Source organism: Curtobacterium sp. MMLR14_010 (assembly GCF_001865015.1).
Classification (GTDB): domain Bacteria; phylum Actinomycetota; class Actinomycetes; order Actinomycetales; family Microbacteriaceae; genus Curtobacterium.
Genome location: NZ_MJGV01000046.1, coordinates 701,407 through 725,763 on the forward strand (window position 1 = coordinate 701,407; position 24,357 = coordinate 725,763).

Annotated in this window: 20 protein-coding genes; 3 read left to right on the forward strand and 17 right to left on the reverse strand. The window is 71.6% G+C overall.

Going from position 1 to position 24,357, the window contains the following annotated elements; genetic code table 11:
- Window positions 1-16: 16 nt before the first annotated feature.
- From BIU98_RS11875 to BIU98_RS11935, 13 genes are all read right to left on the reverse strand, one after another.
- Entirely contained in the window at window positions 17-1,246 is a 1,230-nt protein-coding gene (locus tag BIU98_RS11875) for an FtsQ-type POTRA domain-containing protein (protein ID WP_083393192.1), read from the reverse strand.
- Window positions 1,243-2,670, reverse strand: a complete 1,428-nt coding sequence (murC, locus tag BIU98_RS11880; RefSeq protein ID WP_071276103.1) for a UDP-N-acetylmuramate--L-alanine ligase — start codon at window positions 2,668-2,670, stop codon at window positions 1,243-1,245. Before murC ends, BIU98_RS11875 begins: the two co-directional genes overlap by 4 nt.
- Complete coding sequence (murG, locus tag BIU98_RS11885; RefSeq protein WP_083393193.1) at window positions 2,667-3,806, reverse strand: undecaprenyldiphospho-muramoylpentapeptide beta-N-acetylglucosaminyltransferase; 1,140 nt, start codon at window positions 3,804-3,806, stop codon at window positions 2,667-2,669. The genes murC and murG overlap by 4 nt, the downstream gene beginning before the upstream one ends.
- Window positions 3,803-5,116, reverse strand: a complete 1,314-nt coding sequence (ftsW, locus tag BIU98_RS11890; RefSeq protein WP_071276105.1) for a putative lipid II flippase FtsW — start codon at window positions 5,114-5,116, stop codon at window positions 3,803-3,805. The genes murG and ftsW overlap by 4 nt, the downstream gene beginning before the upstream one ends.
- The gene (gene murD / locus BIU98_RS11895; protein ID WP_254787875.1) at window positions 5,079-6,608 is read right to left on the reverse strand and encodes a UDP-N-acetylmuramoyl-L-alanine--D-glutamate ligase; all 1,530 of its coding nucleotides are present in this window, start codon (window positions 6,606-6,608) and stop codon (window positions 5,079-5,081) included. The genes ftsW and murD overlap by 38 nt, the downstream gene beginning before the upstream one ends.
- Window positions 6,601-7,704, reverse strand: a complete 1,104-nt coding sequence (gene mraY, locus BIU98_RS11900) for a phospho-N-acetylmuramoyl-pentapeptide-transferase (protein ID WP_071276109.1) — start codon at window positions 7,702-7,704, stop codon at window positions 6,601-6,603. Before mraY ends, murD begins: the two co-directional genes overlap by 8 nt.
- Window positions 7,701-9,176, reverse strand: a complete 1,476-nt coding sequence (gene murF / locus BIU98_RS11905) for a UDP-N-acetylmuramoyl-tripeptide--D-alanyl-D-alanine ligase (protein ID WP_071276111.1) — start codon at window positions 9,174-9,176, stop codon at window positions 7,701-7,703. The genes mraY and murF overlap by 4 nt, the downstream gene beginning before the upstream one ends.
- Complete coding sequence (locus tag BIU98_RS11910) at window positions 9,173-10,798, reverse strand: Mur ligase family protein (RefSeq protein ID WP_071276529.1); 1,626 nt, start codon at window positions 10,796-10,798, stop codon at window positions 9,173-9,175. Before BIU98_RS11910 ends, murF begins: the two co-directional genes overlap by 4 nt.
- 14 nt (window positions 10,799-10,812) lie before the next feature.
- Complete coding sequence (locus tag BIU98_RS11915) at window positions 10,813-12,585, reverse strand: penicillin-binding protein 2 (protein WP_071276113.1); 1,773 nt, start codon at window positions 12,583-12,585, stop codon at window positions 10,813-10,815.
- Between the two features lie 34 nt (window positions 12,586-12,619).
- Window positions 12,620-13,351, reverse strand: coding sequence for a hypothetical protein (locus BIU98_RS19450; protein WP_071276115.1), 732 nt, complete (start codon window positions 13,349-13,351; stop codon window positions 12,620-12,622).
- 1 nt (window position 13,352) lies between these two features.
- Complete coding sequence (gene rsmH, locus BIU98_RS11925; protein WP_071276117.1) at window positions 13,353-14,306, reverse strand: 16S rRNA (cytosine(1402)-N(4))-methyltransferase RsmH; 954 nt, start codon at window positions 14,304-14,306, stop codon at window positions 13,353-13,355.
- A gap of 108 nt (window positions 14,307-14,414) precedes the next feature.
- Window positions 14,415-14,846, reverse strand: a complete 432-nt coding sequence (gene mraZ / locus BIU98_RS11930) for a division/cell wall cluster transcriptional repressor MraZ (RefSeq protein ID WP_071276119.1) — start codon at window positions 14,844-14,846, stop codon at window positions 14,415-14,417.
- A 422-nt stretch (window positions 14,847-15,268) separates the two neighbouring features.
- Window positions 15,269-15,673, reverse strand: a complete 405-nt coding sequence (locus BIU98_RS11935) for a DUF3040 domain-containing protein (RefSeq protein ID WP_071276121.1) — start codon at window positions 15,671-15,673, stop codon at window positions 15,269-15,271.
- Window positions 15,674-15,757: 84 nt separating this feature from the next.
- Between BIU98_RS11935 and BIU98_RS11940 the strand changes: the two genes are divergently transcribed.
- Window positions 15,758-16,876: a polyprenyl synthetase family protein gene (locus BIU98_RS11940; protein ID WP_071276123.1), complete on the forward strand. Its 1,119-nt coding sequence runs from the start codon at window positions 15,758-15,760 to the stop codon at window positions 16,874-16,876.
- Window positions 16,877-16,940: 64 nt separating this feature from the next.
- Here BIU98_RS11940 and BIU98_RS11945 read toward each other — a convergent pair whose 3' ends face one another.
- Window positions 16,941-17,273 carry an Rv2175c family DNA-binding protein gene (locus BIU98_RS11945; RefSeq protein WP_071276125.1) on the reverse strand — a complete coding sequence of 111 codons (333 nt, stop codon included), beginning with the start codon at window positions 17,271-17,273 and terminating at the stop codon, window positions 16,941-16,943.
- Window positions 17,274-17,527: 254 nt separating this feature from the next.
- Here BIU98_RS11945 and BIU98_RS11950 point away from each other — a divergent pair, with 254 nt between their 5' ends.
- Both BIU98_RS11950 and pknB read left to right on the forward strand, forming a co-directional pair.
- Window positions 17,528-18,706, forward strand: a complete 1,179-nt coding sequence (locus BIU98_RS11950; RefSeq protein WP_083393223.1) for a LysM peptidoglycan-binding domain-containing protein — start codon at window positions 17,528-17,530, stop codon at window positions 18,704-18,706.
- A gap of 127 nt (window positions 18,707-18,833) precedes the next feature.
- Window positions 18,834-20,858 (forward strand): Stk1 family PASTA domain-containing Ser/Thr kinase, encoded by a 2,025-nt coding sequence (gene pknB, locus BIU98_RS11955; protein WP_071276127.1) that lies wholly within the window; start codon window positions 18,834-18,836, stop codon window positions 20,856-20,858.
- 167 nt (window positions 20,859-21,025) lie between these two features.
- On the opposite strand, the gene BIU98_RS11960 is transcribed toward pknB, so the two are convergent.
- The 3 genes from BIU98_RS11960 to BIU98_RS11970 form a co-directional block, all read right to left on the reverse strand.
- Entirely contained in the window at window positions 21,026-22,411 is a 1,386-nt protein-coding gene (locus BIU98_RS11960) for a class II 3-deoxy-7-phosphoheptulonate synthase (protein ID WP_071276129.1), read from the reverse strand.
- A 61-nt stretch (window positions 22,412-22,472) separates the two neighbouring features.
- Window positions 22,473-23,213 carry a 1-acyl-sn-glycerol-3-phosphate acyltransferase gene (locus tag BIU98_RS11965; protein WP_071276533.1) on the reverse strand — a complete coding sequence of 247 codons (741 nt, stop codon included), beginning with the start codon at window positions 23,211-23,213 and terminating at the stop codon, window positions 22,473-22,475.
- Window positions 23,214-23,249: 36 nt separating this feature from the next.
- Window positions 23,250-24,203 carry an ROK family glucokinase gene (locus BIU98_RS11970; protein ID WP_071276131.1) on the reverse strand — a complete coding sequence of 318 codons (954 nt, stop codon included), beginning with the start codon at window positions 24,201-24,203 and terminating at the stop codon, window positions 23,250-23,252.
- Window positions 24,204-24,357 lie beyond the last annotated feature (154 nt).

Sequence of the window (24,357 nt, forward strand, 5' to 3'; positions counted from 1 at the left end):
GCGCGGCGGTCCGAGCTCAGTCCTGCGTGCGGATGATCCCGTTGTCGGGTGCCGACACGTCGTACTCGACGGCCGTGTCCGGCGCGCGGGCGGCGTGGTCCTTCACGAGGGCGTCGAGCAGGGCCGCCTTCGCCGCTGAAGCGTCGGGGCTCCCCCAGACGACGCGCGAGCCGTCCTTCATGGTGAGCGTCACGTCGTCGGAGGTCGACGCCGCGACGCCGGACACCTGCGACCGCACGGCCGACGGGAGCGCCAGGACGACCTCGGTCATCGTGCGGAACACCGACGAGCCGAGCTTGGCCGCCCCGACGTTCGCGAGCGGCATCGAGCCCGGGCGCTTCGCCGACGTCTGCACGACGATGCCCGCCGGGTCGACGAGGTCGTAGGACTTGCCGTTCTTGACGGTCACCACCGGCGTGCGCTCGGTCACCGTGACGACCAGCGTGTGCGGCGGCGCTTCCTCGGTCACGTAGCTCTCGATGAGCGGGAAGGCCGCGATGTCGCGCTTGATGGCCGCGGAGTCGAGTCGGGCCAGTGGTGTGCCGATCTGGTCGGACAGCGCCCGGCGCAGTGCGGCGTCGTCGACCCGGCTCGTGCCCTTGACCTCGATCGTCTGGAGCGCCATCAGCGGGGAGAAGACGGCGACGAGGATCGAGACGCCGAGCACGACGACGATCCCGCCGGTCGTCACCCAGGCGGCGCGGCGGTGCCGGGAGCGCCGGGTGAACCGGCGGACCTCGGCGCGCTCGTGCAGGCGGCGGCGCTTGCGGGCGACCCGCGCCTCGCGTGCCGTCTCGGCAGCGCGGACGCCGGCACCGATGGGCGTGGTCGCGGTGTCCAGGTGGCCGGGACGGGAGGCGGTGCGCAGGTCGACGACGTCGGTCGCGCCCGGCGCGTGGTCACGGTCGTCGTCGTGGTCCCGGCCGTGACGCGCGTCACGGTCGTGGTCATGGTCGTCGTGGCGCGCGTCGAGGTCGTCGTCCGCGTCGAGCACCGTGCCGGTGTCCGTGACGTCGGGCAGGTCCGGCAGGGCACCCGCCGAGCGGGCGGGGGTGGGCGGGACCGTCTCGTGGTCAGGAGCCGACGGGGCGGGGTCGAGCGGGGCCTCCTGGACGTCCTCGACCCCACGACGGCCGGTCAGCCGCCCGAGTCGCGGCACCCGGCGCTCACGTGGTGCGCGGTCGCCCTCCTCGTCGGCGGCGGCGCGCTGCGCCGGTCGCTCGTCGAAGCCCTCGGGACGCTTCACCGGGCGCTGACCCCGTCGGTCCGGTCGCCGAGGGCGGTGAGCACCTGCGGGATGATCCGGTACACGTCGCCGCAGCTCAGCGTCATGATGATGTCGCCGTCGCGGGCGACCGCGGCTGCGCGTGCGGAGGCCTCGGCCCAGTCGGGCAGGTAGTCGACGTGGCTCTGGTCGTGGAAGCGCTCCTGCACCAGGGCGCCGGTGACGCCGGGCTCGGGGTCCTCGCGGGCGCCGTAGACGTCGAGGACGACCGTGTGGTCGGCGAGCTGCTCGTAGACCGCGGCGAAGTCCCCGGCCATCATCCGGGTGCGCGAGTACAGGTGCGGCTGGTGGATCGCGATGATCCGGCCGTCGCCGACGACGTTCCGTGCGGCGCGGAGCGCTGCGGCGACCTCGGTCGGGTGGTGGGCGTAGTCGTCGTAGACGGACACGCCACGCTCGACGCCGTGCAGCTCGAAGCGACGCTCGGTGCCGCCGAAGGCCTCGAGGCCGCGGAGGGCGTCGGCCGGGGACACGCCGAGCCCGACGAGCACGGCGAAGGCACCGACGGCGTTGACCGCGTTGTGGCGCCCGGGCACGCGGAGCGTGAGGTGGTGGGACTCCCCCGCTGCTCGGAAGTCGACCTCGACCCCGGCCGACTCGACGATGCGCTCGATGCGGACGTCGGCGTCGGTGGCCTCGCCGAAGGTCACGACCTCCGGCGCGTGCTCGAGGGCGCGGACGCCGGCGGTGACCCGCTTGGCGCCGGCGTCGTCGCTCGACACGACGATGCGCTCGCGGGCCTTCGCGGCGAACTCGACGAAGGCGTCGATGAACGCGTCCTCGCTGCCGTAGTGGTCGAGGTGGTCGGCGTCGACGTTCGTGATGAGCGCCACCGCGACGTCGTAGAGCAGGAAGGAGCCGTCGGACTCGTCGGCCTCGACCACGAAGAGGTCGCTCGTGCCCGGGGCGGAGCTGGTGCCGAGGGACTGGATGACGCCGCCGTTGACGAAGCTCGGGTCGAGGCCGAGCTCGACCATGGCGGTGACGAGCATGCCGGTCGACGTGGTCTTGCCGTGGGCACCGGCGACCGCGACCAGGCGGTGGTCGGCGATGAGGGCGGCGAGGGCCTGGGAGCGGTGCAGCACCGGCAGCCCGCGGCGCTGGGCCTCGAGCAGCTCGGGGTTGTCCGGCCACAGGGCGCTCGTGACGACGATGGTGTCCGCGGCACCGACGTTGGTGGCGTCGTGGCCGATGTGCACCTCGGCGCCGAGCTCGCGCATGCGACCGGTCGTCGCGGTCTCGCGGGAGTCGCTGCCCGTGACGCGGTGCCCGGCGGCGAGGAACATCCTGGCGATCCCGCTCATGCCGGAGCCGCCGATGCCGACGAAGTGGACCGTGCCGAGGTCGTCCGGGATCGGCTGGGTCAGGTCCGGCTTGATGGTCATGGTTCCTCCGTGGTGCTGCCGTGCGTCGTGCCGCCCTGGGAGCGGGTGCTGGTGCCCGTGCCGACCGTCCTGGCGGCGTCGAGGACCAGGTCGGTCATCCGGTCGGCGCCGTCGCGGTGCCCGACGCTGCCGGCGCGCATCGCCATGTCGGCGATCCTCGCGCGGTCCTGCAGGATCGTCAGGAGCTGGAACGTCACCCAGTCCTGGTCGAACTCCTCGTCGGCCACCAGGACCGCCCCGCCGGCGTCCACGACGTCGCGGGCGTTGTGCCGCTGTTCGCCGTTGCCGACAGGGTACGGCACCAGGACGCTCGGCAGCCCGACGGCCGCGAGCTCGCAGACCATGCCGGCGCCGGCACGCGAGACCACGAAGTCCGAGGCCGCGTACGCCAGGTCCATCCGGTCGCAGTACGGCAAGACGGTGTACCCGTCGAGGTCGCTCGGGCCGATGTCGGACGTGCCGCCGACGACGTGCAGCACCTGCCAGCCGGCGCCCACGATGGACGCGGCCGAACGGTTCACGGTGCGGTTGATGCTCCTGGCACCGGACGACCCACCGGTCACGAGCAGCACCGGACGGGCCGGGTCGAGGCCGAACTCGGCGAGGCCCTCCGCGCGGCTGGCACGGCGGTCCAGGTCCTCGACCTCGCGGCGGAGCGGCATGCCGACCAGGCGGGCGTGCCGCAGGCGGGTGTTCGAGAAGGTGACGCCGACGTGGTGCGTGAGGAACGCGGCGAGCCGGTTCGCCAGGCCCGGCTTGGCGTTCTGCTCGTGCACGACGATCGGCGTGCCCGTGCGCTTCGCCGCGATGTACGCCGGGGCGGCCGCGTAGCCGCCGACGCCGAGGACGACCTCGACGTCGTGCTCGCGGATGAGCTGCTCCGTCCGGCGGACCGCACGCCAGAAGGCCCCGGGGAAGCGCAGGGCCGCGGCGTTCGGCTTCCGCGGGAACGGCAGCCGCGGGATGGTCAGGAGCTCGTAGCCGCGCATCGGCACCAGGCGGGACTCGAGGCCCTCCGCCGTGCCGAGCACGAGGACGCGCGCGTCCGGGGAGCGCTCGGTCAGCCGGTCGGCGACGGCGAGCAGGGGGTTCACGTGGCCGGCGGTGCCGCCGCCGGCGAAGAGGTAGGTGCTCACCGCACACTCCCGTTCCTGGTGCGGACGTCGTGGACGTCGTGGGCGCGGGACAGGGCGTTCTTGCCGGGGATCTCCCGGGCGAAGGACAGCACGACACCGATCGCGACGAGCGTCATGATGAGCGCCGAACCGCCCGCGGAGATGAGTGGGAGTGGGACGCCGAGCACCGGCAGCAGACCGAGGACCACCGCGATGTTGACGAGGGCCTGCCCGATCACCCAGGCGAGCACGCCGCCGGTGACGGTCCGGACGAAGGGGTCGTCCGACAGGCGGATGACCTTGATCATGCTGATGGCGAGCACCACGAAGAGCGCCAGCACGACGACGCAGCCGATGAGCCCGAGCTCCTCGCCGACGATCGCGAAGATGTAGTCGTTGTCGGCCTCCGGCAGCCAGGACCACTTCGCCTTGGAGTTGCCGAGCCCGACACCGAACACGCCGCCGGACGCCAGCGCCCACATGCCGTGCACGGGCTGCCAGCAGATGTCCTGCGCCTGGTTCGAGTCGGTGCACCCGGAGAGCCAGGCGCTGATGCGGACCTGCCGCGAGCTCGACGCCATCGTGACGACGGGCAGCATCACCGCGATCGCCGCGACGCCGACGGCCAGGTGCCGCAGGCGGACGCCGCCGACGAACAGGCTGCCGAACACCAGGATCACCATGATCATCGCCGTGCCCTGGTCGCCGCCGAGCAGGACGAGGCCGATCGACACCGCCGTGGCCAGGCCGACCGGGATGAAGACCTCGCGCCAGTCGTGCAGCTTCTCGCGCTTGCGGAACAGCACCGCGCCGATGCCCAGCACGAGTGCGAGCTTGAGGAACTCGGAGGGCTGCGCCGTGATCCCGCCGAAGCCGATCCAGTTGCGGTTGCCCTGCACGTCGATGCCGATCGGGGTGAACACGAGGAGCTGGAGCACCAGGCCGGCACCGACGATGCGCATCGCCCAGCGACGCCAGAACTCGGCGGGGAACCGGCTGACCACGAGCATGAGCGGCACGCCGATGAGCGCGTAGAGGCCCTGCTTGGCGAAGGCGCCGAAGAACCCGTGCTTGTAGCGGTACTCCTCGACGCTCGACGACGACAGCACCATCACGACGCCGAAGACGACGAGGAAGAGCGTCACGCCGAGGATCGCGTAGAAGCTGCTCGACTCGGCGACGAAGACGTTCCGGACCGCGACGACGGCACCGTTCGCCCGACGTCCGGCAGCGGAGCGGCTCGAGGCCGTGGCGGCGCCGAGCCGACTGCTCGTGGTGGACGTCGTCCGGCCGCTACGGCCGTTCGCCGGAAGATCCGTCGGTGTCGCCATCGGCGTCGCCTCCCAGGTGCTCGTGGACCGCAGCCGCGAAGCGCTCGCCCCGGTCGGCGTACGAGCCGAACTGGTCGAACGACGCGGCAGCCGGGGCGAGGAGGACCGTGTCGCCCGACCTCGCGATCGACGCGGCATGTCGGACCGCCTCGGGCATGACCTGATCAGTGTCCGTTGCTTCGACCTGCAGGACCGGCACCGTCGGCGCGTGTCGCGCGAATGCCTCCACGACGGGTCCCCGATCGGCGCCGATGACCACGACGCCACGGGCGGACGGACCGAACTCCTGCACCAGGGCCTCGACGTCGACGCCCTTGAACAGGCCCCCGACGATCCACACGACCGAGGGGAACGCCGACAACGACGCCGTGGCGGCGTGCGGGTTCGTCGCCTTCGAGTCGTCGACCCAGGCGATGCCGTCGGCGGTGGCCACGTGCTCGGTCCGGTGGTGGTCGGCACGGAACGCCCGGACGGCACGCTGGATCGCCGAGGGACGGACGGTGCCGGCGCGCGCCAGGGCCGCGGCGGCGAGCACGTTCATCGTCATGTGCGGGCTCGCGAGCCCGGCGGCCTCGAGGTCCTCGTGCGTGGCGAGCTCGAGCGCGCTGTTCCGGCGGTCCTCGACGAAGGCCCGGTCGCACAGGACGTCGTCGACGATCCCGACGTCGCCGGCGGCCGGGACACCGGGCGTGAACCCGACGGCCCGGCAGCCCTCGACGACGTCCGCTTCCTCGACCATGCGGCGGGTCGCCTCGTCGGTGACGTTGTAGACGCAGGCCAGCACGGTGCGCTCGTACACCTTCGCCTTGGCGGCCCGGTAGGCCTCGGCGGAGCCGTGCCACTCGAGGTGGTCGTCGGCGATGTTGAGGCACACGGAGGCCAGGGGCAGCACCGCACCGTCGCCGCTGTCCGCCATGTAGTGCAGCTGGTGGCTGGAGAGCTCGACGACCAGGACGTCGAAGCCCTCGGGGTCACGTACGACGTCGAGCACGGGCACGCCGATGTTGCCGCAGGCCACGGCCCGCAGGCCCTCCTCCTGGTACATCGCGGTGGTCAGCTGCGTCGTCGTGGTCTTGCCGTTCGTGCCGGTGATCGTCACCCACGGGGCGGCGACCGGACCGCGCACGACCTTGTCGCGCACACGCCAGGCGAGCTCGACGTCCCCCCAGACGGTGCTGTGCTCGGTGGCCCAGCGGACGGTCGCGTTGTGCGGCGGCAGTCCGGGCGACACCACGACCAGGTCGGGCGCCTGGCGCTCCAGGTCGGCGGGCACCGTGTCGAGCGGCGTCTGCACGAACCGGGCGCCGATCACCGCGAGCAGCTCGACGCTGTCCGCGGGGGCGTCGGTGGACCAGACCGTGACGGTGCTGCCGAGCTCCACGAGTGTGTCGGCGACCGAGAAGCCCGTGGCCCCCAGGCCGAGCACGGCCACGTCGAGGCCCTTCCAGCCCTCCGACCACCAGCTGTCGAGCCCGTCGAGACGATCAACCAACGCGCGTGATCCATTCCAGGTAGAAGAGTCCGACACCGGCTGCGACGCAGAGTCCGGCGATGATCCAGAACCGCACGACCACGGTCACCTCGGCCCACCCCTTGAGTTCGAAGTGGTGGTGCAGTGGGCTCATCCGGAAGATGCGCTTGCCGTGGGTGATCTTGAAGTACGCCCGCTGGAGGATGACCGAGCCGGTGACGATGAAGAACAGGCCCCCGATGAGGACGAGCAGCAGCTCCGTGCGGCTGAGGATCGCGAGGCCCGCCAGCGCGCCGCCGAGGCCGAGCGACCCGGTGTCGCCCAGGAAGATCTGCGCCGGCGACGTGTTGTACCAGAGGAAGCCGATCAGGCCACCGCAGACCGCGGCCGCGACGACCGCGAGGTCGAGCGGGTTCGTCACGGTGTAGCAGGCGTGCTCCGTGTCCGCGTCGAGGCGGGCACCACCGCAGATCTGGTTCGACTGCCAGAAGCCGATGATCACGTACGACCCGATCGCCAGGATGCTCGACCCGGTCGCGAGGCCGTCGAGGCCGTCCGCCACGTTGACGCCGTTCGACGTCGACACCGTGAGCAGGACGATCCACGCGAGGAACAGGATCGTGCCGATGAACGTGCCGAGGGCCATGAAGTCGAGCCACGGGATGTCCCGGATCGCCGAGATCATGGTGGACGCGGGCGGCTTGCCCGTCGAACTCGGGACCACGAGCGCGATCGTCGCGAAGATGACGCCGACGATGACCTGACCGAGGACCTTCGCCCACCCGCCGAGCCCGAGGCTCCGCTGGCGACGCACCTTGAGGAAGTCGTCGACGAACCCGACCAGGCCGAGCCCGACCATCAGGAACAGCACGAGCATGCCCGAGAGCGTGACGGAGTCCGGCCCGACCAGGTGCCCGACGAAGTAGCCGATCACCGTGCCGAGGATGAGCACGATGCCGCCCATCGTCGCGGTGCCGCGCTTGGTGTGGTGCGACTGCGGACCGTCGTCACGGATGAACTGGCCCCACCCGAGACGGTGGAACAGCCGGATGAACAGGGGCGTGAGCAGGAGTGTGAACACCAGCGACACGGCGCCGGCGATCAGGAGGGCGATCATGCGGGGACACCTCCGAGGCGGTCGCCGAGGAACCGCAGCCCGGCCGACTTCGAGGACTTGACGAGGACGACGTCGCCGGGGCGGACCATCTCCTGCAGGGTCTGGACGGCGTCGTCGACGTCCTCGATGAACACGGACTCGCCGTCCCACGATCCCTCGAGGGTGGCGGCCTGGTGGATCGCCATCGCGCCGCGGCCGACGACCACGAGCTGGCCGATCCCGAGCCGGACGACGAGCCGACCGATGGTGTCGTGCTCCTCCACCGAGAACTCGCCGAGCTCGGCCATCTCGCCGAGGACCGCGATGGTGCGCTCCCCCGGTCGGACGACCTGCACGAGCGTGCGGAGGGCAGCGGCGGTGGAGTCGGGTGAGGCGTTGTAGGCGTCGTTGATGACGGTGACGCCCTCCGGCCCGCCCTGGAGCAGCTCCATGCGCCAGCGCTCGGCGCGCGTCATGGACGCGAGCGCGGCGGCGCCGTCGGCGAGCGGGACGCCCCAGCGGTGGGCGACGGCCAGGGCGGCCGTCGCGTTCATCGCGTGGTGCTCGCCCAGGATGGCGAGGCGGACGTCGACGGTCTCAGGGACCTGCTCCGAGCCTCCAGATCGGCCGGGAGGCGCGGTGAGCGTGAAGCGCGTGCCGTCACGGTCCGTGGACACACCGGTCAGGCGGTATTCGGCGTCATCGGACGTGCCGAAGCCGACCACCTGGGCGGCCGTGAGGCCGCGCATCGCCGCGACCCGGTCGTCGTCGACGTTCAGCAGGGCGGTCGCGGAGGCCGGCAGGTCGGTGACCATCTCGGACTTCGCGCGCTGCGTGGCCTCGATGCCGCCGAACTCGCCGGCGTGCGCGAGGCCCACCTTGAGGACGACGCCCGTGTCGGGCTCGGCTACGCATACGAGCTTCGCGATGTGGCCGATGCCGCTCGCGCCCATCTCGACGACGAGGTACCGGGTGTCGTGGGTGATGCGGAGCATCGAGATCGGTGCACCGACGTGGTTGTTGAAGGAGCCCTCCGGCGCGACGGTCTCACCGTGCTCGGCGAGGATCGTCCGCAGCATGTTCTTCGTGCTGGTCTTGCCGTTCGAGCCGGTGATGCCGACCACGCGCAGCCCGGCGGCACGGCCGTGCTCGTCGGTCCGGTCGGCGCTGGACGCACGGACGCGGGCGACGACCTCGTGCGCGAGCGCGGCGAGGGCGGCGTAGCCGTCGGCCACGACGACCTGCGCGGTGGCGCTGCCCTCGGGCAGGTCGGTGGCGCGCTCGGTGACGACCAGGGCGGCACCGGCGTCGGCCGCGGACGGCACGAAGCGGTGGCCGTCGGTCTCCTCACCGAGGAGCGCGAAGAAGACGCTGCCGGGGCCGACCAGGCGGGAGTCGGTCTCCACGGAGCCGTCGACGATCGTGTCGGCGGCACCGCGGACCAGCTCGCCGTCGACCGCTGCTGCGATCTCGGCGAGGGACATGGCGATCATCGCGTTTCCTCCACCGGGCCGGCGTTCGGCTCCCAGCCGGCCTCGCGCAGGGCCGCACGGGCCTCGTCGCGGGCGGAGTACGGCGTCCTGACGCCCTGGATGTCGCGGTAGTCCTGGTGACCGGGGCCGGCCCAGAGGATCGAGTCGCCCTCGCCGACCAGCGCCACGGCGGCGCGGATCGCAGCCTCTGGCGGACTGACCTCGTGGATCTCGTGGTCCGGGAAGGCCGCGCGGGCGGCCTCGACCAGGGTGGTGCGGATCGAGGCGGCGTCCTCGAAGCGCGGGTGGTGGTCGGTCACGACGAGGACGTCCGAGCCCTCGGCGGCCACGCGGGCCATGTCGCCGCGCTTGGTCGTGTCGCGGTCGCCGTCGGCGCCGAAGAGCATGACGACCTTGCCCGGCGTGAACTGCCGGACGGCGGCGAGGGTGTTGAGGAAGGCGTCGGGGCTGTGCCCGAAGTCCACGTACACGCTCGGGCCGCGGTCGCCGGAGACCCGCTCGGTGCGGCCGGGCAGGTAGCACTCGATTGCGCTGACGGAGCGGCCGTCGGTCTCGTCGTGGTAGCGACGGTGGCCGGACCCGAGTGCCTGCGCGATGGCGCCGAGCTCGAAGCCGCCCTCGACGAGCATGACGATCGCCAGCGCGGCGTTCGCGGCCATGTGCCAGCCGATGAGCGGCACGCGGGTGGTGAGCTCGCGGCCCTCGGGTCCGGTGAGGCGGAACTCGGTGTAGGCGGCCTGGGCGTCGGTGATGTCGACGTGCCACTCTGCCTCGACGTCGGGGTGCACCGTGATGGTCGTCACCGGGATCCGGGAGTCCTGCACGACGCGGTGGCCCCAGTCGGTGTCGAGCGAGACGACGCCGCGGCGGCCGTGCTCGGGCTCGAACAGCGGGAGCTTCGCGCGGTAGTACTCCTCCATGTCGGCGTAGTCGTCGAGGTGGTCGTGGCTGAGGTTCGTGAACGCCACGACGTCGAAGACGATGCCGTCGACCCGGTGGCGGCTGAGGGCCTGCGCGCTCACCTCGACGGCGACCGCGCGCACCTCGCTCTCGCGCATCCGGGCGAGGAGGGCGTGCATCTCGCTCGCCTCGGGTGTGGTCAGACGGCTCGTCACGCTGAGCGACCCGATGTGGCGCTCGGCCGTCGAGCTCAGGCCGGTGACCAGGCCGAGCTGCTTGAGGATGCCCTCGAGGATGTAGGACGTGCTGGTCTTGCCGTTCGTCCCGGTGACCGCGAAGAGCTGCGGGAGGTCGTCGGCCTCGTCCGGGTGGGTCCGGTAGACCCAGGCGGACACGTCGCCGAGCGCCGCGCGGGGGTCGTCGACCACGAGCACGGGCAGTCCGGCCGGCTCGGCCAGGGCGACACCGTCGGCGTCGGTCAGCACCGCGACGGCACCGCGCTCGGCGGCGTCGGCGGCGAACTGCGCGCCGTGCCGGTTCGCACCGTGCACACCGACGAACAGGTCACCCGGCTGTACCTCGGCGGCGCTCAGCGTGACGCCGGTCGTCTCGACGCCGTCGAGCGAGCCGACGACGCGGAGCCCGAAGGCGTTCGCGAGCTCGGCCACGGCCCTCGGGGTCGGGTGTTCGGGCCGGAGGACCGGGGGGATCCGTGCGGACAAGTGCTCCTTCTTCCTCACCACGTGGACGGGTAGGTCTTCGCCTCGGTCGTGGAGGGGGCGACACGGTACTTCTCGAGCACCTGGGACATGAGAGTGCGGAACGCCGGAGCGGCGGAGCTGGAGAACTTGTGTCCCGGCCCCGGCTTCGTGAACGTCACCGTGACAACATACTGGGGGTCCTCGGCGGGTGCCATTCCGGCCACCGAGATGATCCGGTCGGAGCCGTAGCCCTTCGCACCGTCTGCGACCTCAGCCGTGCCGGTCTTCGCGGCGATGTTGTAGCCGGAGATCGGCTTCATGCCCACGAGCGTGCCGCCGGTGACGACGCTCTGGAGCATGTCGGTCACCTGCTGGGCGGCTCCCGCGGACACGACGCGCTCCGGCTGCACGTCGGGCGCGTCGATCGTCTTCCCGTCGGCCGTCGTGCAGCCCTTGATGAAGTGCGGCGGGATGCGCACGCCGTCGTTCGCGAGGGTCTGGTAGATCCCCGCGACCTGGATGGCCGTCGTCGAGATGCCCTGGCCGAACATCGAGTTGATGTCGGTCTGCTGGTCCCAGTCCGGGCTCGCGCCGTACTGCATGCCCGGCTGACCCGGGTAGTCGATCGCGGGCTCGGGCTGGAACAGGCCGAACTTCTTCATGACGTCGTAGCGCTGCTGCGTCGTGAGCTGGGCGCCGAGCTCGGTGATGCCGACGTTCGAGGAGTCCCGGAGGATGCCCGTCAGCGTCAGGTTCTCGGTCGCGTGGAACTCGGAGTCGTGGATGGTGCCGCCCCACGGGAACGTGCGGGAGTACGGCACGGAGATGCCCGTCGTCGGCGTGGCCTTGCCCTGGTCGATGAGCGCCGCCGCGATGGCCGCCTTGATCGTCGAGCCGGGCTCGTAGGAGTCCGTCAGGGCACGGGACCCGTACGCACCCTTGTCCGTCGTGGCGTCCACGTCGTTCGGGTCCACCGTCGGGTAGTCCGCGACCGCGAGGATCTCCCCCGTCTTCGCCTTCATGACGGTCGCCGTGGCGGACACGGCGCCGATCTGCTGCGCGGCGTCGGCGATGTCCTGCGACGCCATGTACTGCAGGTCGCTGTCGATGGTGGTCTCGAGCGTGCCGCCGTCCTTGGCCTGCTTCGTCGTGACGGTGCTGCCGGGCAGCTGGACGCCGTCCTCGCCGCGTTCGTACGTCTCGGACCCGTTCGTGCCCGCGAGGCAGCGGTTGTACGCGAGCTCGAGGCCGGCCTGGGCGCCGTCGGTCCCCATGAAGCCGGTCAGGTTGCCGGTCGTGGCGCCGGTCGGGTACGTCCGGGCCGACTGCTGCTGCGGGTAGAGCCACGGGACGTCGAGCGCGCGGACGGCCTCGTACCGCTTCACGTCGAGGCCCTTGACCAGGTAGGCGAAGTCGGACGTCGGGTCGGCGTCGATCGCCTTCTCCATCGCTGCCACGTCCCCGCCGGACGCCTTCGCGATCGCGGCGAGTGCGACGTCGACGCTGACGTCCTTGACGCGGGTGCCGCCGAGCTTGCCCTTGAAGGCCTTGACGAGCCGCGGCGCGGTGGTGATGTTGTACCGGGTGACGCTGTCGGCCAGGGCGGTGCCGTCGCGGTCGACGATCGACCCCCGCGTGCCGTAGAGGGTCACGGGGATGCTGCGCTTGGCCTTCGACTGCTCGTTGAGCTCGGCGGCCTGCACGACCTGGATGTCGACCAGGCGTACGACGAACACCGCCACGAGCGCGATCACGGCGATGATGACCACGCTGTAGCGGAGTCGGCGGTTGCGGATCGTCTTCGTCACGCGGTGCGGTCCTTCCGGGGTCCTGACCCGCAGGTCACCGGGTGGAGGGTGCCTGGAGCTGGTTCGGGTCGGACTCTACGGACGACTTCGAGGAAGCCCCGTCCGACGCGCTGGCACCGCTGGTCTTCCCAGCGTCACCCGTCGCAGCGGCGTCCTTCGCGGCCGGCGCAGCGGCTTCGGGCGCAGCGGCCGGCGCAGCGGCTGCGGGAGCGGCAGCGGCCGGCGCAGCAGCCGTGGGAGCGGCAGCGCCGTTCTCCTTGCTCGTCGTCGTGTCACCCTGCGTCGCCGCCAGGGGCACGCCGTCGAGCAGCGAGTTCGGCACCTGGTTCGCGGTGTTGCCGGTCGCTTCCTCCGGGGTGGCCGGTGTCGGCGTGCCGAACACCTGGCCGGTCGTCGGGTCGAGGTAGACGGGCGTCGAGTTCGCGATCATCCCGAGCGCCTGGGCGTTGCGTGCCAGGTTCTGCGGCGAGTCGAGCACGCGCAGCTCCTCGGACAGGGACTGCTGCGACCGGCTCAGCGTGGTCTGCTCGGCGGACAACGAGTTCAGCTCGTAGGCGCCCTGGCTCAGGACCATGCTGATGCCGAGCTGCGCGAGCAGCAGCGTGCCGAGGGCCGCGACGCCGACGACGGCGTACGCGATGCGCGGGCGGGCGCGGCGCTGGGCCTTCGTGGGGGCGACCTCGACGAGCTCCGGCCGGGGGCGGGAGGGCCTGGGCGCGCGCGACGGGGCGACGGTGGGGTCGACGAGTGCGAGGTTCGTGCTCATGTCACTTCCGGATTCGCTCGGCCGCGCGGAGTCGCACGGGCGTTGCCCTGGGGTTGGCGGCACGTTCGGCCTCGTCGGCCAGTTCCGCGCCCTTGACGACCAGGGAGAAGGTGGGCGCGTGCTCGGGGAGCTCGACGGGCAGGTCCGCCGGGGCGCTGGACGTCGTCCGCTTGACCAGCGCGCGCTTGACGATCCGGTCCTCGAGCGACTGGTACGACTCCACGACGATCCGGCCACCGACGGCGATGGCGTCGAGCGCCGCGGGGATCGCCCGCTCGAGCACGCTCAGCTCGGTGTTGACCTCGATGCGGAGGGCCTGGAACACGCGCTTCGCCGGGTGCCCCTGCCGCTGGATTGCGACCGGGGTGGCGTCGTGGAGGACCTGCACGAGGTCGCCCGACATGGTGAAGGGGGTCTCGGTCCGGCGTTCGACGATCGCCTTGGCGTAGCGGCCGGCCAGCTTCTCCTCGCCGTAGCGCTGGAAGATGCGGCGCAGCTCGCCCTCGTCGTACTCCGCGAGGACCTCGGCGGCGGTGATGCCCTCCGTCCGGTCCATGCGCATGTCGAGCGGGGCGTCCTGGCTGTACGCGAACCCGCGCTCGGCCCGGTCGAGCTGCAGCGACGAGACACCGAGGTCGAACAGCACGCCGTCGACGGTGGTGAAGCCCTGGTCCTCGATGGCCGCCTGGACCTCGTCGTACACGGTGTGCACGAGGCGCACGCGGTCGCCGAACCGGGCGAGGCGCTCCCCCGCGATGCCGAGCGCGTCGGTGTCGCGGTCGAGGCCGATGAGCGTCAGCTCGGGGAATCGCTCGAGGAGGCCCTCGGCGTGTCCGCCCATGCCGAGCGTGGCGTCGACGACGACCTTGCCCGGCCCGTCGAGCGTCGGCGTGAAGAGGTCCACGATCCGCTCGAGCATGACGGGGGTGTGCGGGAACCGTTCGGGTGTGCTCATGTGCAGCCCCTCGCAACTCCTGGGCCACGGGTCCGGATCCCCATCCATACCGACCTGACACCGGGGAAGGTGCATCAGGGCGTACGGCTGGGAGTCCCGATCCGCGGATCAGAAGATGCCCGGGATCACCTCCTCGTCGTTCTCGGCGAAGGCCTCTTCGGCTTCGGCGTAGTAGGCCTCCCACGCGGTGGTCGACCAGATCTCGGCACGGTCACCGCTGCCGATGACCGTGAGGTCCCGCTCGAGCCCCGCGTACTCACGGAGGTTCTGCGGGATCGTCACGCGGTTCTGCTTGTCGGGCTGCTCTGCGCTGGCCCCCGAGAGGAACAGGCGCATGTAGTCCCTGGTGCGCTTCGACGTCATCGGTGCCTGGCGGACGCGTTCGTGGATCTCCTCGAACGTCCTGGCGCTGAAGACGACGACGCACCGTTCCTGACCGCGGGTCATCACGAGCCCCCCGGACAGTTCGTCGCGGAACTTGGCGGGGAGGATCACGCGACCCTTCTCGTCGAGCTTGGGGGCATGGGTACCGAGCAACACGTCGGGGCCTCCCCTCAGCTCCACCGGTCAGCGACAGGCTCCACGGTACTCCACTTCCCTCCACTCCGGGGTGAAAGCCCTCCCCGAAACGGGAGCAGACCCCCGTTCTGGGGGCCGGTCCGGAGGCTCGGCGCGGCTCCGACACCGCCGTCACCCCCGGAACGGCGCGGATCGGCGCCGCGGGGCCACCTGGGGAGCGAAGTGGAGGACTTTCGCAGGCCAGGGCGCGCGGTGGGCGGCATGCGGCTCGGCGCGCGGGGGTCGCACCGTGCGCGGCCGCTCAGCCCGTGCGAGGTCGCACTCCCGGTGCGCCGCCACGACCCCGCACGGGGTGGGCAAGCTCGCACCGGGGGACAGCCCGGGAACGCCGAAACGGGGCCGGCCCGTGATGGGCCGACCCCGTGGAGGAGTGTGGAGGGGGACTACTGGTTCGGGTCGTTGCGCTTGTCCCAGCGCTCGTTCATCCGGTCCATGAACGATCCGCCGTTCGACGAGCCACCGGACGCCGGGCCGCGGCTGCCACCGGACGACGGCGTCCGCGGTGCCCTGGCCGAGGGCTTCGGTGCGCCCATGCCCGGTCGGAGCGCGAACAGCACTCCGGCGAGCATGACGACGAAGCCGACGATGCCGATGAGGGGCTGGCGCATGACCAGCCCGAGGATGACGATGGCGACTCCCGCGAGCGCGCCCAGGACACCGATGGTGATCGACGTGTACGTCGGTCGCCCCTGTCGCCGGGTGACGCGCGCCACGAAGTCGGAGTCGTTCTGGTAGAGGCTGCGTTCCATCTCTTCGAGAAGTCGCTGCTCTTGCTCCGAAAGTGGCATCCGGATTCCCTCTTTGTCCCTGGGATCGACGCTTGGAATGGGTGAACCGATCCTACGACCGGGCCACCCACTAGGCTAGGCACCGTGGCTGAGAGTACGCGATTAGTGGACCTCGTCTCGGCACGGATCGATCGAGCACTGGACGACCAGCGCGATCGACTCGCTGCGATCAGTCCGGACCTGGCTCCGTTCGACGAGTTCGCCCGAGACCTCCTGTCCGGTGGCAAGCGCTTCCGGGCCCTGTTCTGCTACTGGGGGTGGCAGTCCGTGGCAGGGCGTTCCGGGTCGTTCGACCCGTTGGCGGAGGGCTCCCGGCAGACCACCGCCGAGGCCATCGTGACCGTCGCCGCGGCGCTTGAGGTCTTCCACGCGGCAGCCCTCGTCCACGACGACATCATGGACCGCTCGGACACCCGTCGCGGGCGTCCCGCTGCGCACCGCCGCTTCGAGTCCCGACACCAGGACTCCGGCTGGGTCGGCGACCGCGGCCTCTACGGCACGAACTCCGCGCTGCTCCTCGGGGACATGCTGCTCTCGCTGAGCGACGCGGTCTTCGACGAGGGCCTGGCGCTGCTCGACCCCGCGCGGGCCCGCATCGTGCGCCAGGAGTTCCACACCATGCGCCTCGACGTCACCGCCGGCCAGTACCTCGACATCCACGAGGAGACGGCGTGGCCGACCGTGGACGAGGCCGAGCACCTGCTCCGTGCCCAGCGCGTCGTCGTGTTCAAGTCGGCGAAGTACTCGGTGGAGGCCCCGCTCGTCATCGGCGCCCTGGTCGCCGGCGCCTCCGCGTCCCAGCTCGAGGGGCTCCGCGCGTTCGGGCTCCCCCTCGGCGTGGCGTACCAGCTCCGCGACGACATGCTCGGCGTCTTCGGCGACCCCGAGGTCACCGGCAAGCCCGCTGGCGACGACCTGCGCGAGGGCAAGCGCACCGTGCTCATCGCCTCGGCACGCAAGGCGTTGCCCGGTGGGTCCCGTGCGCTCCTCGACGAGCTGCTCGGCGACCCGGACCTCGACGAGGCCCAGGTGCAGATGCTCCGCGCGACCCTGACCGAGTCCGGCGCGGTCACAGCAGTGGAGCGCTCGATCGACCGGCACGTGCAGCGCGCCAAGGCGGCGCTCGACGCCGCCCCGCTGACGCCGTCGGCGCGGGAGCAGCTCGCGTCGCTGGCCGACACGGTCAGCCGCCGGTCCGCCTAGCCGTCACCACGAGACGAGCGGGAGGCTCGGTGCCAGCTGGCACCGGGCCTCCCGGCCGTCTCCGCTAGAGCAGGGACTGCGCGATGCGCCGCACCTCGGCCTTGCGGCCGGCGCGCAGCGCGTTGATCGGCGAGTCGCCGATCGCGTCGTCGACGGCGAGCATCCACCGGACGGCCTCGTCGTCGGTGAACCCGTTGTCGCCGAGCACGATCAGCGTGCCGCGCAGCTCGGGCAGCGGTTCGGCGTCGTCGAGGAACTCGACGGGCACGCGCAGGACACCGCCGACGCGCGCCGCGAGCAGCGTCCGCTGCTCGAAGAGCCGGTGGACGCGGCCGGGGCTGACGCCCAGCAGGTCGACGAGGTCGGGGACCGTCAGCCAGCGTTCGGAAAGGGACATGTCATCCGTGGGTGTGGCACTCACACGCCCATCGTGCCAGAGAGCAGCCCGGACGCGAACCACTCGTCCGTCACATCGGTCACACGCGTCACGTCCGACTCTCTGGTTGACTTGCGATTCACGACATGCCAGCGTGGAGCCGCCTGTGAGCGCGCTGCCGCGTCCCCACAGCTCACCCGCCCTGACAGGAGCACCCCGTGGACACCGACGCCGACGACCGCGCACGACGCGCACGTTCCGCCAGATTCGCCACCATGCCCATCGTCCTGGCCGGGACGATCGCCGTCACCGCCGGGCTCACCGGGCCGGTCGCGCACGCTGAGACGCGGCACGAGGACGACGGCGCCGCGAACAAGCGCCACGTCGACGAGGACCACAGCGTCGGACACCGCTCGGTCTACAGCCCCGCCGTGGCCCGTTCGGCGAAGCCGACCGTGACGACGGTGTCCGCCGTGCGGAAGGCCCCCACCACGTACTCCGTGCAGCAGGGCGACACGGTCTCCGCCATCGCGGCCCGCTACGGCCTGTCGGCGCAGGAGGTCCTCGTGCGCAACGGCCTCGGCTGGAACACGATCATCCACCCCGGGCAGACGCTGCACCTGGCATCGACCCCGGCCGTCGCAGCCCCCGTTCGTGCAGCGGCACCGAGCGGCGCGGTCTACCACGTCAAGCAGGGCGACACCGTCTCGGGCATCGCCGCCCGTGTGGGCGTGTCGACCTCGGCGATGCTCCGGGCGAACGGCCTGTCGCTCGGCAGCGTCATCCAGCCGGGCCAGTCCCTCCGGGTCCCCCGTGCCACGTCGGTCCCCGCCGCAGCCCCCGCGGCGGCGGCACCCGCAGCCGCACCGGTCTCGACGACGCCGTCGTCCTCGTCCGCCGGCTCCGTGACGATCGGGGCCGGTCAGACGATCGCCTCGATCGCGGCAGCGCACGGTGTCGCCGTGTCGTCGCTCCTGTCGGCGAACGGCCTGACCTACACGAGCACGATCTACGCGGGCAAGACCCTGGTGCTGCCGTCATCCGGACCGTCGCTCTCCGCCGAACAGCGGGCGAACGCGCAGACGATCGTGAACGTCGGCCGCTCCCTCGGCGTGCCCGACCGCGGCATCGTCATCGCCCTCGCCGCGGCCATGCAGGAGTCGAGCCTGCGCAACCTGCCCCACGGTGACCGCGACTCAGTCGGCCTGTTCCAGCAGCGGCCGAGCCAGGGCTGGGGCACCGCGGCGCAGCTGCAGGACCCCATGTACGCCACCCGCCTGTTCTTCGGTGGCCGCTCGAACCCGAACAAGGGCACGACCGTCGGCCTGCTCGACGTCCGCGGGTGGGCGTCCAAGAGCGTGGCCGACGCCGCCCAGGCCGTCCAGATCTCCGCCTACCCGAAGGCGTACGCGCAGTGGGAGAAGTCAGCGACCGCCTGGCTGGCGTCGCTCTGAGCACCGTCGCGGTCGGGACGGCGCCGGCCTCCCGACCGCGGGCGCGGCTCATCCTCCAGATCGAGATTGCATCACGGCCGGTGCGTCCCCGCCGACGGATCGCGCCCGCCTTCGTAGAATGCCGCCGATGAGCACGAACGCCGCCACGGACCCCATGATCGGTCGCATGATCGACCAGCGGTACCGCGTGCGCTCGCGGATCGCGCGCGGGGGCATGGCGACCGTGTACCTGGCGACCGACGTCCGGCTCGAACGCCGCGTGGCGATCAAGATCATGCACGGCCACCTGGCCGACGACCAGGCCTTCCGGGAACGCTTCATCCAGGAGGCCCGCTCGGCAGCGCGGCTGTCCCACCCGAACCTCGTCGGCGTGTACGACCAGGGGGCCGAGGACGACACCGCCTACATCGTGATGGAGTACATCCCCGGCATCACGCTGCGGGACCTCCTGCAGGAGCACCACGCCCTGACGCCCGAGCAGGCCACCGACATCCTCCGTGCCGTGCTGGCCGGACTGGCCTCGGCGCACCGGGCGGGCATCGTGCACCGCGACCTCAAGCCCGAGAACGTGCTCCTCGCCGACGACGGCCGCATCAAGCTCGGCGACTTCGGGCTCGCGCGCGCCGCGTCCCAGAACACCGCCACCGGGGCAGCGCTCCTCGGGACGATCGCGTACCTGTCCCCCGAGCTCGTGACCCGCGGCGCTGCCGACTCCCGCAGCGACGTCTACGCGGTCGGCATCATGCTCTACGAGATGCTCACCGGCGAGCAGCCCTACAAGGGCGAGCAGCCGATGCAGATCGCCTACCAGCACGCGAACGACACCGTCCCGGCGCCGAGCGTCGTCACCCCGGGCGTCCCCTCGGAGCTCGACGACCTGGTCACGTGGGCCACGGCCCGTGATCCCGACGACCGTCCGCGCGACGCCCGCGAGATGCTCGAGCACATCAACGGCAACCAGCAGCGCGCCACCGGGCAGTACCGGACGGCCGTCCTGCGCCCGGAGAACGCCACCGCGATCCTGCCGGCCGGCGCACCGAACCCCGACCGGACCCGCGATGCGACCGATGCCACCACGGTGCTCGAACCCCGACGGACCGGCGGTGCCCCGACCGCCAGCGACCGGGGACGCAACCAGCCGGGTCCCCGCCGCACGGGGCAGACACCCGGAGCGCTCTCCCCCGCCAGCCAGCGCCTCGCCGACAAGGCGGCCAAGCGCCGGAAGCGCGGCTGGATCGCGCTCGTCGTGTTCCTCGTGCTGGCCCTCGCCGCTGCCGGCGTCGGCTGGTGGTTCGGCCCCGGGCCCGGCGGCAACGTCCGGATCCCCCAGGTCGCCGGCAAGTCGGTGTCCCAGGCCCGGCAGATGCTCGAGGCCGAGGGACTCCGCACCGCCGACCGCACCGGCGCCCGCTTCGACACCGTCGTCGCGAAGGGCCGCGTCTCCGCCACCGCCCCCGCCGCCGCCCGCGTGGTGCAGAAGGGCACCGCGATCCAGATCCTCGTGTCGAACGGCCCGAAGATGATCGCCCTCCCCGCGATCGTCGGGCAGTCGGTCTCCACGGCGCAGGCAGCACTCGACGACGACTTCGACCTGCAGGACCCGCAGTACCAGTTCTCGGCCGACGTGGCGAAGGACACCGTGATCGCGGCGACCGGTCGGAGCACCGGCGGCGAGACCGTCGACCTGTCGTCGGTCTCCGAGTACGGCCAACGCGGTCCGGTGACCCTCACGGTCTCGCTCGGCGCCGTCCCCGACGTCACCGGCAAGCCCGTCGCCGACGCGCAGGCCGCCCTCGCCGCGGTCGAGCTGACCGTCGGCACGCAGGAGGCCCGCTTCAGTGACGACGTCCCCGACGGACAGGTCATCTCCGCGACCCCGCGCGACGACCCGGCGGTCAAGGGCACGGCCGTCGACCTCGTCGTGTCGAAGGGTCCGACGCCGATCACGCTGCCGGACGTGCACGGCGCCACGATCAACCAGGCGACCTCGACGCTCGAGGCGCTCGGCCTGAAGGTCTCCTACCCGGACTGCACCAACGTGCTCTGCGGCTTCTACGACTGGAAGTCGCTGCTGCCGGTGCGCTCGACTGACCCGGGCGGCGGCGCGACGGTGCACAAGGGCGACACGATCGCCCTGGCCTACGACCAGTAGCCCGCCGAGTCTCGGCCGGGCGGACGACGTGCGCGGTGCGGACCGCGCAGGGCGTCCGGACAGTCGAGTCTCGCCGGCGGCGTGCGGTGGGCGCGACCACCGAGAAGACTGGAGGCCCGGTGCCAGCTGGCACCGGGCCTCCAGTCCGTGACCTGGTCGCGACGCGACTAGCGCGGCGGGTACGGGTGCGCGCCCAGCTCCTCGGCCACCAGGAACGCCAGTTCCAGGGACTGCATGTGGTTGAGGCGTGGGTCGCAGAGCGACTCGTAGCGGGTGGCGAGGGTGGCCTCGTCGATCTGCTCGGAGCCACCGAGGCACTCGGTGACGTCGTCTCCCGTGAGCTCGACGTGCATGCCGCCCGGGTAGGTGCCGGCCTCGCGGTGGACCTCGAAGAAGCCGAGGACCTCGTCCACGACGTCGTCGAAGCGACGGGTCTTGTAGCCCGTCGGCGTGGTCAGGCCGTTGCCGTGCATGGGGTCCGTGACCCACAGCGGGTTGGCGTCCATGCCCTTGACGGCCTGCAGCAGCTTGGGCAGCTCGTGCCGGATCCTCCCGGCGCCCATGCGGGTGATGAACGTCAGGCGGCCCGGCTCGCGGTTCGGGTCGAGCTTGTCGATGAGCGCTTCCATGTCGGAGACGCTCGTGGTCGGGCCGAGCTTCACGCCGATCGGGTTGCGGACACGGGACAGGAAGTCCACGTGGGCGCCGTCGAGGTCGCGGGTGCGCTCCCCGATCCAGATGAAGTGGCCCGAGGTGTCGTAGGCGAGCCCCGAGCGGGAGTCGATCCGGGTCATCGGGCGCTCGTAGTCCATGAGCAGGCCCTCGTGCGAGGCGAAGAACTCGACGTGCTTCAGCTGCTCGAAGTCGGCACCGCAGGCGTCCATGAAGCGGATCGCGCGGTCGATCTCCTTCGCGAGGTGCTCGTACCGGGCGTTCGCGGGGTTCGACGCGAAGCCCTTGTTCCACGAGTGCACCTGGCGCAGGTCGGCGAATCCGCCCTGCGTGAAGGCACGGACGAGGTTCAGCGTCGACGCGGCCGTGTGGTAGCCCTGCACCAGGCGGCGCGGGTCGGCCTGGCGGCTCTCCGGGGTGAAGTCGTAGCCGTTGACGATGTCGCCGCGGTAGGCCGGAAGGGTGACGTCGCCGCGGGTCTCGAGGTCGCTCGAGCGGGGCTTGGCGAACTGCCCGGCCATGCGGCCCATCTTGATGACCGGCATCGAGGCGCCGTACGTCAGCACGACGGCCATCTGCAGGATCGTCTTGACGCGGTCACGGATCGAGTCGGCGGTGGCACCGGCGAAGGTCTCGGCGCAGTCACCGCCCTGCAGCAGGAAGGCCCGGCCCTGCGCGGCGGCGGCGAGGCGGTCGCGGAGCTGGTCGACCTCCCCCGCGAAGACGAGGGGCGGCAGCGTCGCGATCTCCGCCGAGGCGGCCTCGGCTGCGGCCTGGTCGGGCCAGGTGGGCTGCTGCTTGATCGGGAGGGTGCGCCAATAGTCGAGGCCCTCGATGACGTCCGGATCCTGCAGGGCGACGAAGTCGGGCGACTCGGACAAGGCGGTACCTCTGAGTTCTCGTGGGTGGCGCTCCCGACGGTGCTGCCGGGACCGTCTGAGCCTACCGTCCGGCCGTGCCCCGTCGCTCGCGCTTGGCGGTAGCCCGCACGACCTGTGCGCGGGCGGAGCTCGCACGCTCCTTGACGCTCGTCGCGTAGACGTCCTCGTACTCCTGGCGGCTCAGGCCGGCGAGCTCGTGCATGACCTCGTCGGTGACGCTGCGGAGGATGAAGCGGTCGGTCTCGAAGCCCTGGAAGCGCGAGAAGTCGAGCGGCTTGCCGAACACGACGCCGACGCGCTTGAACTTCGGGAACCGCTGGCCGATCTGCTGCACCTCCCTGGTGCCGACCATGGCGACGGGGATGACGAGCACGCGGCCCTCGAGGATCATCCGCGCGATGCCGGTGCGGCCGCGGTAGAGCTTGCCGTCGGGGCTGCGGGTGCCCTCGGGGTAGATGCCGAGCTGCTCACCGCGGGCCAGGACCTGCAGGCCCGTGCGGAGCGAAGCCTCGGAGGCCTTGCCGCCCGACCGGTCGATCGGGAGCTGGCCGATGGCGTTGAAGAACGTCTTCGTCGCCCAGCCCTTCAGGCCACGGCCCGTGAAGTAGTCGCTCTTCGCCAGGAAGGACATGCGCCGGTCGAGCACCGCGGGCAGGATCACCGAGTCGATGAACGAGACGTGGTTCGACGCGAAGATGACCGGCCCCGAGCTCGGCACGTGCTCGCGCCCGACGACCCACGGCCGGAACAGGGTCAGGATGAGCGGACCGAGCAGGAAGTTCTTGAGCAACCAGTAGAGCATCATCGACTCCGGGTCGGGGGACGGCGGACGGTGGTGCTAGGCAGTGCGGGCGTGGATGCGCGCGAGGTCCGCGGCACCGACCACGCCGGCGTCGTTCACGAGCTCGGCGATCACGAACTCCGGCTCCGGGTGGTAGCCCCGGGCCGGGAGGTTGTTGAGGTAGGCCTGACGGATCGGCTCGAGGAGGCGCTCCCCCGCGCTCGCGACGCCGCCGCCGAAGACGAACAGCTGCGGGTCGAGCACGGCGGAGAGCGAGGCGCAGGCCTCTCCGAGGTGCCGACCGAGACGCCGGAGTGCCGCGAGGGCGCCGGGGTCGTCGGCCAGGATCAGCTCGCCCACGACGGCGCCGTCGAGGTGTCCGCCGTTGTCCTCACGCGCCTGGGCCAGCGCGACGCCGATGCCGCCGGCGTCGGCGACGTCGTTCGCCATGCGCTGCAGGGCGCGGCCGGAGCCGTACTGCTCGATGCAGCCACGGGCACCGCACCCGCACGGCAGGCCGTTCGGGACGACGCGCAGGTGCCCGATCTCGCCGCCGGTGCCGAAGCCCCCGCGGAACAGCCGGTCCTCGGTCACGATGGCGCCGCCGACGCCGGTGCCGATCGTGAGCATCGTCATGTCGGAGACGAGCCGACCGGCACCGAAGCGGAACTCGGCCCACCCGGCGGCGTTGGCGTCGTTGTCGACGGTGATGTGCAGGTCGCCGAGTCGCTGCTGGAGCTTCTGCCGCAGGGGTTCGTTCCGCCAGCGGATGTTCGGCGTGTAGTAGACGATCGACTGCGAGGCGTCGATGAAGCCCGGCGCGGCGACGCCGACGGCTCCCACTTGGTGCTGCGCACTGAGGCGCTGGACCATCGTGACGACGTCGTCCAGCATTGCGTCCGGGTCCGCAGCGTTCGTGGCCACACGGTCCTCGGCGATGATCTCGCCCAGCTCCGTGACGACCGCTCCCGCGATCTTGGTGCCCCCGATGTCGATTCCGATGGCCTGCACGAGGGACGAGCCTACCCGTTCGGTGCGTACTCATCGAACGTGCGAGGTCGGCCTCTATGCTGGGATCCGAGTCGTCAACGTGAGACGCACTCGCCATCGAACCGGTCGACAAGGGAGTTGCCGTGAACGATCAGCGACCCGTAGAGGGGTCTCC